This window comes from Klenkia soli, assembly GCF_900103975.1.
Classification (GTDB): domain Bacteria; phylum Actinomycetota; class Actinomycetes; order Mycobacteriales; family Geodermatophilaceae; genus Klenkia; species Klenkia soli.
On record NZ_FNIR01000015.1, the window covers coordinates 57,358 to 73,025 of the forward strand.

At 77.9% G+C, this 15,668-nt stretch carries 10 protein-coding genes; 5 read left to right on the forward strand and 5 right to left on the reverse strand.

Annotated elements, in window-relative coordinates; translation table 11 throughout:
• Position 1: 1 nt before the first annotated feature.
• Positions 2-1,057, reverse strand: a complete 1,056-nt coding sequence (locus BLS67_RS20555) for an ABC-2 transporter permease (protein ID WP_091249255.1) — start codon at positions 1,055-1,057, stop codon at positions 2-4.
• 233 nt (positions 1,058-1,290) lie between these two features.
• On the opposite strand from BLS67_RS20555, the gene BLS67_RS20560 reads away from it, so the two are divergent.
• Entirely contained in the window at positions 1,291-1,515 is a 225-nt protein-coding gene (locus tag BLS67_RS20560) for a hypothetical protein (RefSeq protein WP_091249258.1), read from the forward strand.
• Between the two features lie 12 nt (positions 1,516-1,527).
• On the opposite strand, the gene BLS67_RS20565 is transcribed toward BLS67_RS20560, so the two are convergent.
• The gene (locus BLS67_RS20565; protein WP_091249261.1) at positions 1,528-2,604 is read right to left on the reverse strand and encodes a hypothetical protein; all 1,077 of its coding nucleotides are present in this window, start codon (positions 2,602-2,604) and stop codon (positions 1,528-1,530) included.
• Between the two features lie 58 nt (positions 2,605-2,662).
• On the opposite strand from BLS67_RS20565, the gene BLS67_RS20570 reads away from it, so the two are divergent.
• The 4 genes from BLS67_RS20570 to BLS67_RS20585 are packed head-to-tail and all read left to right on the forward strand — an operon-like array spanning position 2,663 to position 5,155.
• Complete coding sequence (locus BLS67_RS20570) at positions 2,663-3,298, forward strand: hypothetical protein (RefSeq protein WP_091249264.1); 636 nt, start codon at positions 2,663-2,665, stop codon at positions 3,296-3,298.
• Complete coding sequence (locus BLS67_RS20575) at positions 3,295-3,867, forward strand: hypothetical protein (RefSeq protein WP_091249272.1); 573 nt, start codon at positions 3,295-3,297, stop codon at positions 3,865-3,867. The genes BLS67_RS20570 and BLS67_RS20575 overlap by 4 nt, the downstream gene beginning before the upstream one ends.
• Positions 3,864-4,520, forward strand: coding sequence for a hypothetical protein (locus tag BLS67_RS20580; protein ID WP_091249275.1), 657 nt, complete (start codon positions 3,864-3,866; stop codon positions 4,518-4,520). Before BLS67_RS20575 ends, BLS67_RS20580 begins: the two co-directional genes overlap by 4 nt.
• Complete coding sequence (locus BLS67_RS20585) at positions 4,517-5,155, forward strand: hypothetical protein (RefSeq protein ID WP_091249280.1); 639 nt, start codon at positions 4,517-4,519, stop codon at positions 5,153-5,155. The genes BLS67_RS20580 and BLS67_RS20585 overlap by 4 nt, the downstream gene beginning before the upstream one ends.
• Before the next feature lie 71 nt (positions 5,156-5,226).
• Here BLS67_RS20585 and BLS67_RS20590 read toward each other — a convergent pair whose 3' ends face one another.
• From BLS67_RS20590 to BLS67_RS20600, 3 genes are read right to left on the reverse strand one after another with little or no spacing between them, the layout of a single operon-like run.
• Complete coding sequence (locus tag BLS67_RS20590; RefSeq protein WP_091249284.1) at positions 5,227-14,808, reverse strand: WXG100-like domain-containing protein; 9,582 nt, start codon at positions 14,806-14,808, stop codon at positions 5,227-5,229.
• A gap of 56 nt (positions 14,809-14,864) precedes the next feature.
• Positions 14,865-15,200 (reverse strand): hypothetical protein, encoded by a 336-nt coding sequence (locus BLS67_RS20595; protein ID WP_091249287.1) that lies wholly within the window; start codon positions 15,198-15,200, stop codon positions 14,865-14,867.
• Between the two features lies 1 nt (position 15,201).
• Complete coding sequence (locus BLS67_RS20600) at positions 15,202-15,606, reverse strand: YbaB/EbfC family nucleoid-associated protein (RefSeq protein WP_207500767.1); 405 nt, start codon at positions 15,604-15,606, stop codon at positions 15,202-15,204.
• Positions 15,607-15,668: the final 62 nt, after the last annotated feature.

The window sequence follows — 15,668 nt, forward strand, 5'->3', positions numbered from 1 at the left end:
CTCAGACCCGGACGTCGACCGTCTCGACCGGGTCGGGCTCGGGGTCGGCGGTCGCCCCCCGCCCGGAACCGACCAGCGTCGCCACCACGCCGACGACCGCGTAGGCCGCGAGCACCCAGCACGCCTGGGCCACCCCGGCGCCGTCGAAGTAGACGATGCCGCGCACCGCGCCGGTACCCGCGCCCGGCGGCAGCCAGGGGCCGATGGCCGACCAGAACGGCGGCAGCAGGGGCGCGGGATAGGCGCCGCCGGCGCTCGGGTTGCCCAGGACGACGAAGAGCACGATGGCCAGCCCGATGCCGACCAGCCCGGTCCACACCTGCAGCGCCGTCGTGAACGCGCCGACCGCGAACACCAGCAGCGCGCCGAACGCGGCGAGGGCGAGCAGGTGGCCGTCGAGGGCGCCGAGCACGGGGCCGGCGATGAGCGCACCGCCCAGGCCACTGACCAGCGCGTAGACCGCCAGCGCGCCGAGCCGGGTGGCGCCGCGGCCGCGGGTCGGCGGCCGCGAGCCCGCGCTGACGCCGATGATCGAGGCGGCGAGGTAGCCGCCGACCACCCAGCCGACGGCCAGGTAGAACGCCGAGAGGCCGCGGGCGTCGCCGTCCCCGGCCGGGATCGCGTCGGTGGTGGTGAGCGTGCGCTGCTGCGCGCCCTCGACCTGGGTCAGCACCTGCTCCAGCGCGCCGCTCACCGCCCCGCCCTCCGCGCCGGCGACCAGCAGGGTGTCCGCGGTGCCGGTGCCCGGGAGGAACACCCCGTCGACCTCGCGGTCGGCCAGCGCCTGCCGCGCGGCGTCCTCGTCGTCGTAGGCGGTGGCGTCCAGCGGCGCGCCCCCGAGCTGGTCCAGCTGGCGCACCACCGAGTCCGTGGCGTCACCCGGGGCGACCACCGCGAGCGGGATGCTGCGCGGGACCGGGGAGTGGAAGGCGCCGACGTAGCTGAGCACGAAGCCCAGCTGCAGCAGCAGGACCCCGACCACCAGGACGGCGGCCCGGCGGGTCACCCCCGGCAGCAGTTCCCGGCGGGGCGCCTCGTGCAGGCCGTGCTGGCTCATCGTCCACTCCTCGATACCAATGCGTATCCGATACCGACCAGTATGCTCGCGGTGGGTGGTGGGGCAAGCCCGGACGACGTGACGGTCCGCACGTGACCCGGCGGTCCGCTGCCCGCCGGGCGGTGACCGTGGGACGGGTGTGACCAGGATTGGCACACTCTCCGCAGCCGGATGGTGATGTTCGGTGACATCTGTCGGGGCGACGGACCGGTCGGTCACCTAGCGTCGACCCCATGATGTCGACGCTCGTGATCATCGGTGGTGTGCTCCTGGCACTGGTCGGGCTGCTCGCGCTGATCGTCAAGCTGAGCGCCCGCCCCGCAGAGCGCCGGGGCTCGACGACGGCCTCGCGCTCGACCCAGCGCACCCCGGGCTGGGTGGTCGACACCGGGCAGAAGCACCCCGACGCGTGGGACCCGCTGTCCCAGACCAGCACCCAGATCCGCGCCACCCGCTGAGGCCGGGGGGGGTCAGCCCGCGCTGCGCCGCGCCTGCTCCTGCCGGGCACCGGCCAGCCGGGCCCGGGCGACCTGGAGGTCCTGCTCGACGGCAGACCGGTCCCAGCTCTCGGGCAGCGGGCTCATCACCCGACCGTGCCGGCGCAGCAGCGGCACCCGGGTGCGGCCGGCCGGCACCAGCGCCAGCAGCTGCTCCCCCGCGTGCACCCCGGCGGCGGCCGCGAACGCGTAGCGCTCCAGCTCCGGCCGGCCCAGCCCGACCGGGTCGGCGGCGGTGGCGTCCGCGGCGACCCAGGTGAGGTAGAGCCAGTCCGCCCCGCCCATGCCGGTCCGCGCACCGGCGGCGGCCCGGTGGGCCACGGTCGGCACCGGCTGCCCGCAGGTGGGGCAGTGCCACGACAGCTGCCACCCCTCCCCGGTGTCGTCCGCGACCGGCTGCAGCAGGTGCGGCACGAGCGGCGGGGTGGTCGGGCAGAGCAGGACCTGCCGGCCCGGGTGCTGACGGGCCGCGCACAGCAGCTGGGCCTCCAGCTCGTCGGCCACCGCCGTGCCGTGCCGCAGCGCCACCCGGCGCGGCCACGCCCGCGCCGAGGGCAGCTGCAGCGGCAACCAGGGCAGCCACAGGTAGACCAGCACCACGTAGGGCAGCACGGCCGTCCACGGCGCGGGCCGGTCGTCGCCCAGCAGCATCGCGACCAGGGCTGCGGTGTAGACCACCGCGCCCACCAGGCCCAACCGGGCCAGGAAGAAGCCGTCGGCGAAGGCACCGGTGTGCACCACCCGCTTGAGCCCCCGCCAGGCCAGCGCCGCCGCCAGGAACGGCACCCCCACGACCGGCACCAGGAACACCGCGCGGAAGAACAGCCACAGGTCGCTGCCCAGCAGCTGGTACCCGAGCAGGACGGCGAGGGCCAGCAGCGCCACCGGGACCACCGCGAGCAGCGCCGCCGCCGCGAGCACCGGGGCCGGGGGGCGCAGGTGCCGCACCCCGGCCAGCACCACGCCCACCGGCGGCCCGAACCCGCGGGGCGGCCCCGCACCCTGGACCGCCTTGGCCGACTCCATCAGCGGGGGCAACGGCGCGGACACGGCCCGAGACTCCCACGCCCGGGCACGGTGCCGCACCGCCGGCGATAGGGTCGCGTCGATGTCCGCTCCCGGTGTCACCCCGCCGCCCGCGGCCGACCTGCTGCTGCCGATCGGCCACTCCCTCGGGCTGGGCGACCTGGGGGCCGTCGAGGTCCGGCTCGGTGCCGCGGTCGAGGAGCTGCCCCTCGAGGAGTTCTCGCTGTGGGCACTCGCGCACGGCGACCCCGACGGCGGCGACCGACCGTGGGGCGCCGACCAGGTCCTCGCCGCCGCTGCCCGGGCCGGCCTGGCCGACGCCGCGGAGCACCTCTCCGCCCTCGAGCAGCGTGGCCTGCTCGTGCGGGCGACCCCCGGTGCGGCCTCGGCGCGGGCCCTGGCCGACCGGGTGCGGCTGCTGCCGCTCGCGATCGGCCTGGGCAACACCCGGGTGCAGCCGCAGGTGTACCGCATGGGCCGGTCCGACGAGCTGCTCGCGGTCGGCAGCTCCACCACCTACGACCTGTTCACCTGGGCGCACATGGAGACCAGCCTGTGGCGGGCCTGCGTCGCCTCCGCCGCCGTCGCGTCGCGAGCCGGGGCGTCCGACCCCGGCCTGGTCGACCCCGACGAGCTGCTCACCGGCCTGCTGTCGACGCTGCACCCGCTGCTGGTCACCGGCGCCGTGTGCCTGGACACCTGGGGGGTCGCCGCGTGACGCTGCTGCTGCGGGTGGGCCACGCCCTCGGCCCCTTCCACCCCGCCCCGGGCGAGTTCGCCCGGCACCACGTCGTCCGCGTCGGGTGGGAGACGCCCAAGCTGGTCGGGGAGGTCGAGCGGAGCGCGTGGGAGCGCGCGCTGGGCCGGCCCGACCCCGGCACCGACCCCGCCGTCCTCGACGCCCTGGTCGCCCGCGGGCTGGTCGCCCGGGTGGCCGACTCCCGCGAGGCCCGGTTGGCCTTCGCCCGCACCCACCGGGTGCAGCCCCTGGGCGCGGGCACGCTCCCGACCGACGACGGCGGCCGCGTGCTGGGCACCTGGTCCCGGCCGGGGGCAGACGCCGACCCGGAGGCCTTCGACATCTGGGCCTGGGCGCACCTGTTCCCCACGCTCGAGGCCGCGGCGGCAGGGCTGGCCGGGGCGTCCTCGATCGCCGCCGGCGGTCCGCAGCCACCGACCGGCGACGCCGTGCTGGACCGGTTGCTGGAGCGGTTGCCCGAGCTGATGGCCGCCGAGCTCCTCTACCTGGACCTTCCCCGCGACGCCGTCGACGAGCCACGGCCGTGAGCGGGCCGCTCGTCGTCCCGCTGGGCCGCCAGCTCGCCGTCCTCGACCTGTCCCCCGTCGGCGCGCTCGACCCCCGCGGCGCGCGCGGCTTCGTGCAGGTCGACGGCGGGCCGGTGGAGCTGTCCGGGGCCGCCGCGCACGTCTGGCTGGCCTGCCACGGGCACGCCGCCGACCCCGCGCCGCACGGCTGGGGGCAGGACGACGCGACCGCGCTCGCCCGGCGCTGGGGGCTCGGGCCCGACGACATCGCCGCCGGCTGGGACGAGGTGCGGGCCGCCGGGGTGGTCACCGACCTGGTCGACGACGCCGACGGACGCCGCGCCTGGGCGCGGGCGCACACCCTGCACCCCCTCGTCCCCGCCCTGGGCGAGCTGCCCGACCGGCCCGCCGTGCACCAGGTGGGGCTCCCCGGCCAGCCCCGGGTCGAGCTGTCCCGGGTGCTGCGCGACGTCTGGGCGTGGGGTCCGCTGTTCACCGACCTCTGGACCGGGGTCCGCTGGCACGCCGAGGGCCACCGGGCCGCCGGCGTCGACGAGCCCCGCGTCGCCGACCCCGACCTGCTGCTCGCCGACCTGGTCGCATCGCTCCGGCCGCTGCTGCGGGCGAACGCCGCCTACGTCGACCGCGCGGTCGACGGGGGCGGTGCCCGGTGACCACCGGTCCGGTGCTGCCGGTCGGGTTCCGGCTCGGGGCGGAGACCGTGCCCGACCCGGTCGCCGGGTCGGTGCGGCTGGGCTGGCGGCGGCTCGGGCTGGACGCCGCCCAGGCCACGACCTGGGACCTCGCGCACGGCCTGCTCGACGACGACCCGGCCCGCAGCGGCGAGCTGCTGATCGAGCGCGCGGCGGCCGCCGGGGTGCCCGACCCGGCCGCGGTGGTGGCCGCCCTGGTCGAGCGGTCCCTGCTGGTGCAGGTGCCGCCTGCGGGCCCGGCCCTCCTCGCGACGGCCGCGGGCCTGCGGGCCCGGCCGCTGCTGCTCGGTCTGGGCGTGGGCGAGGACGGCACGACCAGCGTCCTCGGGCTGCCCGGGTGGCCGGTCCTCGAGCTGCCGCCGCCGGTGGTGACCCGGTGGGAGGACACCGCGGTGTCGCCCGACCTGCGCACGGCGGCCGAGCTGGCCGTGCTGCGGGCCTGGGACCTCGCCCACCCCGACGCCACGGACCCCGACGCCGCCCCCACCCCCACCGACGACCAGGTGCTCGCCGAGCTGTCCGGCATCGTCGCGGACCTCTCCGCGCTGATCACCCGGCACTGCGGCTACCTCGACCTCGCCGACCCCGGCGCCTGACCCGGCGCACCGGCCCCGCCGGTGGTCAGCCCGTGGTCAGCTCGGTGGTCAGCCGGGTGGACGGTCCGTGGTCAGCCGGTGGTCCGCACGGGACGCAGCCGGCCCAGCAGGTCGGCCACCGGACGCAGCCGCAGCGCCGCCGTCGCCGCCCCGGCCTCGGCCGGCGGGAGCTGCCGGGGCCCACGACCCGGCACCAGCTGCGGACCCGGGCCGCCCAGGGTGACCGGCAGCTCGCTGAGCACGGGCTCGCGGCCCCCCCGCTCGCCCAGCACGACGGCGTGCTCCAGCCGCCCGACCGGGGGGCGCAGCGCACCCAGCGCCTGGGCGGCGGCCTGCAGCACCGCCGCGGGCACGCCCCACCAGAAGCTCGACCCCGGGACGTCGGAGAGCACCAGGACCGGACGCTGGCCCGGCCCCGGGTCGACCCAGCGGACCAGGAGATCCACCTGCGACCCACCGGGGGCCACCACGGTGACGACGGCGGCCGTGGTGCGACCGGTGCCGCCGGGCCAGTCGTCCACGTCGACCAGCGGCGCCACCGCCGCCTGCGGCGCGGGCGCGGGGACCGGCCCGGCGGACGGCGGGACGGGCGACGGCGGCGGCGCGTAGGGCAGCGGCGGCCGCCCGACCGGAGGGGCCGCCGCGGGCGGAGCCGCGGGGGCAGGGGCCGGGCTCGGGGCGGGGCTCGGGGCGGGGGCCTGGCTCGGGGCGGGGGCCTGGGCGGGTGGCGCGCAGGCGCACGGACCGCCGGGCGGGCAGTCGCAGGCCTCCTCCGGCCACCACCCGGTCGCGTTGGCCACGGTGCGCACCCACCGCCACAGCTGCTCGTCGTGCCCGACGGCCGCCGCCGAGCCCACCAGGGCCCCGCTGATGGACGCCAGCGCGGTCGGGAGCGCCGTGCGGCGCCGAGCGGCCTCCGGTCCCGGGTCGAGGAGCCCGAGCCGGCGGGCGTCGGCGAGCACGGCACCGACCCGCTCGGCCCGCGCATCGGGAGCCGTCCCGCGCAGCTCCTCGGCCCGGCGGGCCAGCAGCGCCAGCTCCCGGGCGTCGGTGACCGCCGAGGGGTCGGGGGTCGTCGCCGGGCCGGGGGGCGTGGACCGGGCCAGGGCGCTCCCGGCCGAGGCCACCAGCGCCGCCGCCCGGTCGAGCACCAGCTGCAGCAACCGCGGACGCCGGGACCGCGTGACCGCGTCGTCCAGCCGCCCCCGGGCCGCGGCCAGGTCGGCCCGCGCGTCGGCGAGCTCGGCCTGCGCCCGCGCCTGCGCCTCGTCCAGGGCCCCCTGCTGCGCAGCCCGCGCGATCCCCGTCCACCGGGTGCGCCGCGCCTCGACCACCGCGGTGCGCGCCGCCTCCCGGTCGGCACCCGACCGGCGGGCGACGGTGTCGCCCACGACGGCCACCAGGGACGCCACGGCGGCCAGCCCCGCGGCGGCGGCGCCCCCGACCACCGGCAGCACGGGGGCCGCCAGCGCGTGCCAGGTCGCCGGCAGCACCAGGACCAGCGGCGTCACGTCGGTGGTCACGGCGACCAGCCCGACGGCCCCGCCGGCCACCAGCACGGCCGGCCCGGCGGCGCGCCGCAGGGCGGTCACGAAGCTGGCCCGTCCGGCCGCCGGGGTGGCGGTGCTGGTCGAGGTGCTGGCCGGGAGCTCGGCCCCGACGGTGGCAGCGGGGGTGGGTGCCGGTGGTGCCGTGGGTACGGTCCGCGGCTGCCGACGGCCGGTCGCGGCCGGGCGCCGGGCCGCGGCCGCCACCCGGGCGGCCCGGCTGCGGTTCTCGGCCTGCTGCTCGGCCAGCGCCGCGGTCGCGGCCGAGCGCGCCGCCGTGCGCTCGGCGTCGGCGGCGGCGAGCTCGGCGGTGGCCGCGCCCGACCAGAGGGTGCTGGGCCGTTTGCCGCGCTCCTTGTCCACCGCCGCGGCCCGCTCCCCGACCGAGGCGGACACCGCCAGCGCGACCGCGCCGAGGGCGAACCCGACCGCGGGCACCACCCCGACGGTCGCGGCGCCGAGGACGGCCGCGGTGACCGAGGGCACCACGGCGGCGGCCAGCCCCTTCGTCACCGCCCACCCGGGGCCGGGGACCGCGCTCGGGAGCTCGTCGAGGCCGGCGAGGCGCAGCTGCAGGGCGGGGTCCAGCGCGGCCCGCCGGTGGGACCAGCCCTCGGTGTCGGTGTCGCCCGGTGCATCCAGACCCAGGCCGGCGGCGAGGTCCCGGGCCCGGGCCACGGCGGCGGTGCGCGCCCGGCCGCGCGCGGCGTCCGCGGCGTCGAGCGCCCGGGTCAGGTCGGCGATCCCGGCGCGGTCGGCGGCGGTCAGCGTCCCGGGCTCCAGCGGGTCGGTGCGGACCCCGGGCACGAGCTGGTCGACCCGGGCACCCTCGGTGGGTGCGGCATCCACGGCGCCGGTCTGCTCACCGGTCAGCTCGGCGGCGAGGTCGACGGGGAGGACGGGGCGTCCGCCGGCTGCGGCATCGGCGAGCAGCGCGTCCAGGCGCCCGGCGATCCGCTCGGCCCGCCGGGTCCGCTCCTCGAGCTCGGCGTCCAGGGCCCTCCCCGCCGCCGACCGGGCCGCGCCCTCGGCCGCGGCACGCGCCCGGCGCCGCGCGTCCTCCAGGTCGGTGCGCCGGCCCTCGAGTCCTGCCCGGTGCCGGGCCTGGGCGTGCTCGACGGCGGTGAGGAGACCGGCCGCGACCAGGCCGCCGACGAGCGTGCCGATCGTCGTCGCCGAGACGGCCACCCACCCCGCGGCGCCTGCCACGAGGAGACCCACGCCGGCCACGCCCACGTTGGCCAGGGGACCGGCGAAGGTCCGCCGGGCCCAGGCCCGCCGGGACGGCGTGGCGTCGTCCCCGACCGGGCGGGGGACGGCCAGCTGCTCGGCACGGCCCGACCCGCCCGGCGTCCGGTCCCGGCGTCCCGCCGTGGCCGCGGGCGTGATGCCGGCCAACCGCTGCTGCAGGACCGCGCGCAGGCCGGGCCGGGCCACCGCACCGGCCCGCTCGCCGATCTCGGCCAGGGCCTCCAGCGAGGACAGGGTCCCGTCGCGGTCCACGGCCACGCGGTGCAGGGCGTCGGCGACCGCCTGGTCGTGGACGGCCACGGCGTCGCCGGGCAGCCCCCGCCGGACGTCGGCGGCTGCCCGGAGCAGCTCGGCCAGCCGGGCGTGCTGCCGGTCGGCCCGCGCCGCCACCGCGTGGCCCACCAGCGCTGCGCCGGCGGTGATGCCGGCGGTGACCGCCCGCCCGGGGTCGCCGCCGGCCAGGCCGACGGCCGCCGCCGCGCCGCCGGCCGCCGCCGCCGCGACGACGCCACCGGTCAACACCTTCCAGACGGCCGCGCCGGTGGTCGGCAGTCCGCTGGGCAGCACGCCGGGGTCGGCGACGAGGCCGAGGACGGCGACCGCCGTGCGGGCCTCCGCCGGCAGCCGGGAGGCGACCTCCTCGAGGTCCGGGGAGCCGCCGGTCCACGTGCCGTCGGCGGCCAGGCGGCCCTCGGCCAGCCCGAGCAGCGGCAGCAGCTCGGCCGCGACGGCGGCCGCCCGCCGCCGGACCCGGGGCCGCGGCGAGGTGGCCTGCTCGGCCAGCCGCACGAGGTCGCCGACGACCTCGGGGGTCAGCTCGGGGGTCAGCTCCGGGGTCAGGCCGGGCCGCGCTCCTGGCGCTCCTCGGTCACCTCGTCCTCCTGCACCGACGTCGTGAACACCGCCGGTTCGCGCTGCGTCAGGCCCAGGCTCTCCGCCTCGGCCTGGCTGTGGCCCAGGTAGCCCAGGTGCACCTGCCCCTCGCTCCGGCCCAGCACCTGGAACCGCAGACCCCGCCAGGTCGCCGTCGTCATCAACCGCCAGACCCTGACCTCCGTCAGCGGGACCTCCCGTTCGTACCCCCGGCCCGGGTTGCGGGGGGCGAACCCCTCCTCCTGCTCGGTGCTCAGCAGCACCGCCGTCTCCCTCGACCGCACCCCGCCCTTGTAGGTCCCGCCCCGCCAGGTCAGGTAGAGCCCGTCCGGCAGGGGCGTGTCCGGATCCAGCATGGGTTCCTCCAGGTGTGGTCGGGTCGGGTCCGGTCCGGGGGGGCGCCGTGTCGCCGCTGGCGGCCCAGGCGGCGGCCTCCGCCGTCGGGAACCACTCGCCGCTCGGCACGCGGGGGTCGGCGTCGGGGTCCAGGACGAAGACGCCGAGCAGCGTCTCGCCGCCCTGCGGGTCCAGGGCCCAGATCTCGGCCCGGTCGGGCAGGGCCTGCTGCTCGGTGGCCTCGAACTCCGGTACCGGGTCGACCGGGTTCTGCGTGAACCCGGTGCCGGTGAACGGGGGGTCGTACCCGACGTCGCCGTCCATCCGCTCGCCGTAGGGCGTGCGGTACCCGGCCGGACCGGGGGCGGCGAACCGGAGCACGGCGATGGACCCGTCCGACGGGAGGTAGGGGACCCGCCCCTCCCGCTCGACGTAGTCGTCGTCCCGGTAGTCCAGGCGGAGGGCACCCTGCGCGTCGGCCGGTCGTACGAGACCGAGGACGTCGACGGCGCGCGCGATGAACCCCTTCACCGTGGCGTGCGAGAAGACGGTGCCGACCCTGGTGCCGGTCAGGTAGTTGCGCAGCGCCTCCGGGGTGATCGCCTTCTGCAGCACCGCTCCCCGGTCGATGCGCACCGCGTCCCGGACCGCGTGGATGGCGGTCTTCTGCTGGTCGGTCAACGCGACGTCCGCCCCGCTGCCGGCCGCGGCCGCGAACTCGGCCTCCGTCATGCCGTCGGGGAGGGCGCCGTCCAGGTGGGTGCGCCAGTCCCCGGCCGGGTCGATGCTGCCCCGGGCGAAGGACGGCCGGACCGACGAGCCGTCGGCGAGGTGGACCCTGCCGTCCGGTCCGGCGTTCCTCGATCCCGCGCCGCCGGGTGGAGCTCCACCGTCGTCGGCAGTGCTCGTCGTCCCGGGCGCGTCCTCGGTCAGGCCTCGGGCCACCCCGGGTCGCCCGGGAGCGGGGTCCCCTTCATCACGTCGTCCGTCGCGTACATCTCCGCCGCGCCGGCCTCCGTCATCGTCCCCGGGCGGCTGTCCACCGTCCTGGTCACGCGTCCCCAGGGCGTCGTCCCCGGCAGACGGGTCGGACGAGGAGGTGCCCGAGGTCAGGGGGCCGTCAGCAGGGCGGTCAGCATCGGCTCGTCCGGCAGCGTCTGGCCGAACCGGGTCGCCGCCGTCTCGGCCTCCGCGCGGTCGACCTCCCGGGTCCTCGACGTCCCCTCCGCCTGGTCGACCACCGCCCTCGCCTGGGCTCGACCGGTCGCCTCCTCCCAGGTCCTCCGCTTGTGGCTGAACATCACCACGCCCGGCACCGGACCCTCGCTGATCAGCACGTTGACCGGGGTGCCCGTCTCCTCGTCCTGCAGCACCTCGTACCGCCACCGGTGCTCCGCCACGATCGCCTCCCATCCGTCCGGTCACCCGGGCGATCCGTTCCGCCGCCCGGGGGTCAACCCCCGCCGCCACCAGGTCGTCGACGACACGGGTGCCGTCGGGCAGTGCGGCCAGGTACTCCGCCACCATGGACCGGGACCCGGCGTCGGTGTGCCACATGTCCTCAGGTCGACTGGTCCGGGGCTCGCCGAAGGACTCGACCCCGTCGGGCAGCACGCTGTCGGCCCCGGAGGCCATGACCGCACCGAGCATGCGCGCCGTGGCGTGCATGCGGTCGGTCGCCGACACCTGCGGCAGCCGGGCGATCTCGTAGTCGCGGTGGGTCGCCTCGCCCACCGCAGCACTGGCGTGGGTCGGGAACTGCAGCTCGACGAGGTGTCCCTCGGGGCTGCGCAGCGGGATGTTGAGCCCCACGAAGCTGTTGCCCGCCAGCCAGTTGTTCTTCGTCTCCACGACCGAGTAGCGCTGTCGGACGAGTGCGTCGACCACGGCGGTCACGCGCGCGCCGTACCCCTCGGGCGAGCTGACGACCGAGAACCGGACGAGGTCCTTGGCCCGGTCGAGGAACTGCTCGAGGCTGGTCACCGTGCCGTCGTCCAGGGCACCGTCGAACTTGCGGGCGACCGACTCGGGGCCCTTCACCCGGTACTGCTCCTTGTGCAGCGAGGCGTCGCCGTCCAGCTCGTCGACGACGGCGTGCAGGTCCGCGCTGACCCGGGCGGCGACCTCGCGCGCCCGCTCGAGCCGGGCGTCGAGGAGCGCTCGGTCGGCCGGCGTCAGGTCGGCCAGCGCCTGGTCCGCCGCGGCGTCGGCGGCGTCCAGCGCGGCCTGCACCGGGTCCTGGGGCCCGGCGTCCCCGGACTCGGGTGCGCCTAGCTCTGGATCGCTCCCCCCGTCGGCCAGCTCCCCTCGCGCAGCTGGCGCAGCACCACCTTCCCGGCCACCGTCCCCCGGTCCCTCGGGTCCCCGTCCCCCCTCGACGGGGCCTCCGGGTCGGCGGGGTCGACCGTCACCGTCCACGGCAGGTCGTCCTGGTCGGTCCCCCACCGGTAGGTCACCTCGGACGGCGTCCGGGTCTCCAACCGGTAGCGCAGCAGCAGAGCCATGGCGGCCACTCCAGGTGTCGGTGTTCTCGTAGGTGGGCTCGCGTCGCCCGGCGTGCCAGTCGTGCTCGGCCTGCGCGTGCGCGTGCGCCTCCGGGTAGGTGGCCTCGGGGTGCGCGGCCATGTACGCGGCCTCGGTCAGCTCGTGGAGCAGCAGCTCGACGTCGCGCGGGTCCGCCTCGCCGGTCAACCGGATCCATGCCTCGGCCATGTCCGGGTTGGCGTCGAAGCGGCCCATCACGTGGGCGCCGGGCATCAGGTCGCCGTCGTCGTCGTAGACCCCGAGCCGGTGCTCCTCGTGGAAGACGTGGTCCTTGACCCGGGACACCTCGTCCGGGGTGAAGCCCGTGCGGCCGTCGCTGCGCGGCATCCCGGCGGTCGACCGCACGATGTCCGCGACGTCGTGGCCGTCGGCCCGGATCGTGTCGTAGGTGCTCTCCGCCCAGGCCTCGGCGCGCACGTCGGACCGCGGCCGGACCGCCCCACCGGCCTGGGCCGGGTCCGCCCCCTGGTCGCCCGACGTGGTGTCGTCGCCGTGGGGGCCGGTACCGCTGCGGTCCACCGCCGCCCGGTGGATCGCATCGAGAGCCTGGACGACGTCGGCCCGGGTCAGCGGGTCCGCGCCGGTGGCCGCGCGCTCGGCCGCCACGGCCGCGGCCAGCGCGTCGATCTGCCGGTCCACCCGGGCGGCCCGGGCGGCATCCCGGCGGCTCTCGGCGCGGGTCGTCGCGGCAGGGGTGGTCGCGGCAGGGGTCGTCGCGGCGGCCGCTCCGGCCGCATCGGCGGAGGAGGCGTCCCCGGTGCTCGGGTCGGCACCGGTGCTCGGGTCGGCACCGCTGTCCGGGTCGGCCTCGCTGCCCGGCTGGGTGTCGGTGCCCGGTTCGGTGCCGCTGCCCGGCTCGGCGTCGGTGGTCGGGGAGCTGCCACCGGGCCTCGACCCGGTGTCCCCGGAGCCGGTCTGGCCGGTTCCGCCGGTGGGCGAGGTCGCGGCGGACGTCGGGGAGGACGTCGGCGAGGACGGGGCCGTGGACTGGCTCGTGGGCGCCACCGGTGCCGCGGCAGCCGGCGAGGACGTGCTCGACGGGTCCGTCGTCGAGGGGTCACCGGCCGGGCCGCCGGGATCCTGCTGCACCTCGGTACCGACGGCCGGCTGCTGGGCCGTGGCATCGGCGGCCGGACCTGCGATGTCGGTGCCGGGGGCCACCAGAGCCCCGCCGTCCGGCTGTGCTGCGGTCGAGGACGGTGCCGTCCCGGTCGTCGCCGGCGTGGTGCTGGTGCTCGACGGGTCGGTGCTCGACGGGTCGGTGGTGGTGCTCGACGGGTCGGCTGCCGACGGGGGCCCGGCCGGGCCACCGGGATCCTGCTCCACGGCGGTCGCCGCGGCCGGCTGCTGGGCGCCGGGGTCGGCTGCGGGAGCCGCGACGTCCGTGCCCGGGACCGCCGGGCTCCCGCCGTCCGGCTGCGCCGCGGTCGAGGGCGGCGCCGCGTCGGTGGACGGCGTCGCCGGGGTGCCGGTCCCGCCGGGGGGGCCCGACGACGCGTCGGTCCCGCCCGGCGTGGCGGCGACCGGCCCGGATCCACCGGGGTCCGTCGGGGCCGGGGTCGCGGCGACCGGGGAAGCATCCGCCGCCGCCGGGGAGGCCACCGCCGGTGAGGCCACCGCCGGTGAGGCCTCCGCCGGGGCCTCCGCAGCCGGGGCCTCCGCAGCGGGGGCCGGGGTGGCAGCGGGGGATGCCGTCGCGGGGGATGCGGGTGTCGGGGAGGCCGCGGTCGAGGAGGTGGCGGTCGGGGAGGTGGCGGTCGGGGAGGTGGCCGCGGTGGACCCGGAGGCCGCCGTCCTCCCGCCGCCCTGGTTCGCCCCCCCGGAACCGGAACCGGACCCGGAACCGCCCTGCACCGCACCGGACCCGCCACCCTGGCCGGCGGCGGCCGACCCCACGGCCGTGCTCGTCCCCCCGACCGCTCCGGACCCGGCGCCGGCCAGGCCCGGGGTGCCGGTGCCCTGGAGCGCGTTCTGGGCGGCCATGCCGGCCAGGGCGTTGACGTGCAGCGTGCTCAGCGTGGAGACCGGGTGGGCGGCGGCGCTGATCACCGAGGGGTTGAACGGGCTCACCGTGCCGTAGCGCCCGACCGCCCCCAGCGCCGAGCCGAGGAAGTCGTCCCCGCTCAGCGACGGGAAGCCCTGTCCGGTGGCGAGGCTGGCCACGATGCTGCCCCCCGGCGAGGCCAGCGTGTTCGTGGCCGCGGTCGACGCCAGGCCGGTGCCGGTCCGCGCCAGCCGGTTGCCGACCCCGGGGAGGTTCACGCCGCCGGCACCGCGGCCGACGCGGTTGATCCCGGTGCGGCCGATGATCGGGGCGATCGCGCCGGCCCCGATCAGCCCACCGGCGCCGCCGCCGATGCCGGCCGCGACCGTCGAGAGCACGTTCCAGTCGGTGCGGGTGCCCTGGGCGAACTGGATGCCCTGGCTGATCGCGTCGATCGCGACCTCCTCGAGCACCTCCTCGACCACCTCGTGGGCCAGGTGGCGGGCGACGTCGCGGACCGTCGTCCGGGCGACCGCGTTGGCCGCGCCGCGCGCCGCGGCCGCCGCGATGGCCCGCGTCGCCGCGGCCCGCCCGGCCGAGGAGACCAGCTTGGAGATCGCCTGGCTGACCACGGTGCGGGCGGTGGTCGCGATCGGCCCGAGGGTGGCGAGCGAGACCCCGCCCGCCCAGGCCATGATCAGGGCGATGAAGGCGGCCGCGACGGCGACGGCGACCGCGACGTTGATCGAGATCTTCGCGTACTGCAGCTCGGTGCCGAAGGACCGCGCCTGCATGCCCATCGCGGTCGCGTTCTGCATGTGCCCGACCAGGCCGAACTCGGGGGAGGCCAGCAGCTGCTGGGCGAGGTCCTGGAACGTCTCGGTGGCCGGGGCGTCCCAGCCCTGCATCAGCAGGGTGGCTGCGTTGGTCAGCTCCTCGGCGCCGGTGGACAGCGCCTCGGCGAGGCCGTCCCACTCCTCGGTGAGCTCCCAGACCGCCGACTCGCTGCCCTCGGGCCACTTCGAGCCCGCGAAGATCATCGACAGCAGGTCGTTCCACCAGCCGTCGGACCCGCCCAGCCAGGCGAACGGGCTGGTGACGTCGTCCGGGTGCTCCACCGTCACCTCCCTCCGAGTCCGTGCCTGCCGGGTGCGCCGAGGCCGGCGCGGAGGGGCTAGAGCCCGCTGTCGACCTGGACGGTGACGGCGGCGGCCTGCTCGTCGTCGGAGGCCAGCGAGGCGTCGACGGCCTGGTGGGCCTGCTGGCCCAACCGGGTGATGTGGTCGGTGGTGCCCGAGAGGGCGTCCAGCGAGGGGCCGGACCCCTTCGTGTAGACCGTCTCGAACTCGGGCCCTCCGCTGTCGGAGCCCCACGGCTTGGCCGACTCGGCCGACCGGATGGCCGCGACCCGGGCCTGCACCGCCGTGCTCAGGATCTGCGCCGAGGACTCCCAGGCCAGCAGCCCGCTCGCCGCCACCGGGGGGTCGATGTGCACCTCGTCGTGGGCCATCTCATCTCCTGCCGTGCATCTGGTCGGTCGTGATCCCGGTCAGGGCCTCGTCGTCGCCGGTGAGGGTGGCGCGCAGCTGGTCGGCGTCGGCCACGCCGGCGAAGGTCTGCACCACCTGCTCCTGGGCCGCGGCGGTGGCGCGGTGCACCGTCTCGGTGATGGTGTCGGCCAGCGTGCGCGAGTCGGGACGTCGGTAGATGCGGGGGTCGAGGTCGAGCCGGACGAGGTCACCGCGCGCACCGACGGTCACCGACACCAGGCCGTCGGAGGACGTCTCGGTCACCTGGACCGCCCGCGCCTGCCGGGCGAGCTCGGGGCCCTGCTCCATGAGCTGGTGCAGCTTGACCTGCAGGCCCTCGGAGTACTCGCGGAAGGCATCCAGGTCGGGGCGCTCGGGCGTGCTCACGGTCCACCCTCCCTCCCCGGCCGGCGATCGGCACCGACCACCGCACGATACTGACGGCCAGC

Excerpts from the sequence above, each read along its gene's own strand:
- BLS67_RS20570 (WP_091249264.1), top strand. The coding sequence starts at position 2,663 with ATGTCCGCTCCCGGTGTCACCCCGCCGCCCGCGGCCGACCTGCTGCTG.
- BLS67_RS20595 (WP_091249287.1), bottom strand. The coding sequence starts at position 15,200 with ATGGCCCACGACGAGGTGCACATCGACCCCCCGGTGGCGGCGAGCGGG.
- BLS67_RS20555 (WP_091249255.1), bottom strand. The coding sequence starts at position 1,057 with ATGAGCCAGCACGGCCTGCACGAGGCGCCCCGCCGGGAACTGCTGCCG.
- BLS67_RS20560 (WP_091249258.1), top strand. The coding sequence starts at position 1,291 with ATGATGTCGACGCTCGTGATCATCGGTGGTGTGCTCCTGGCACTGGTC.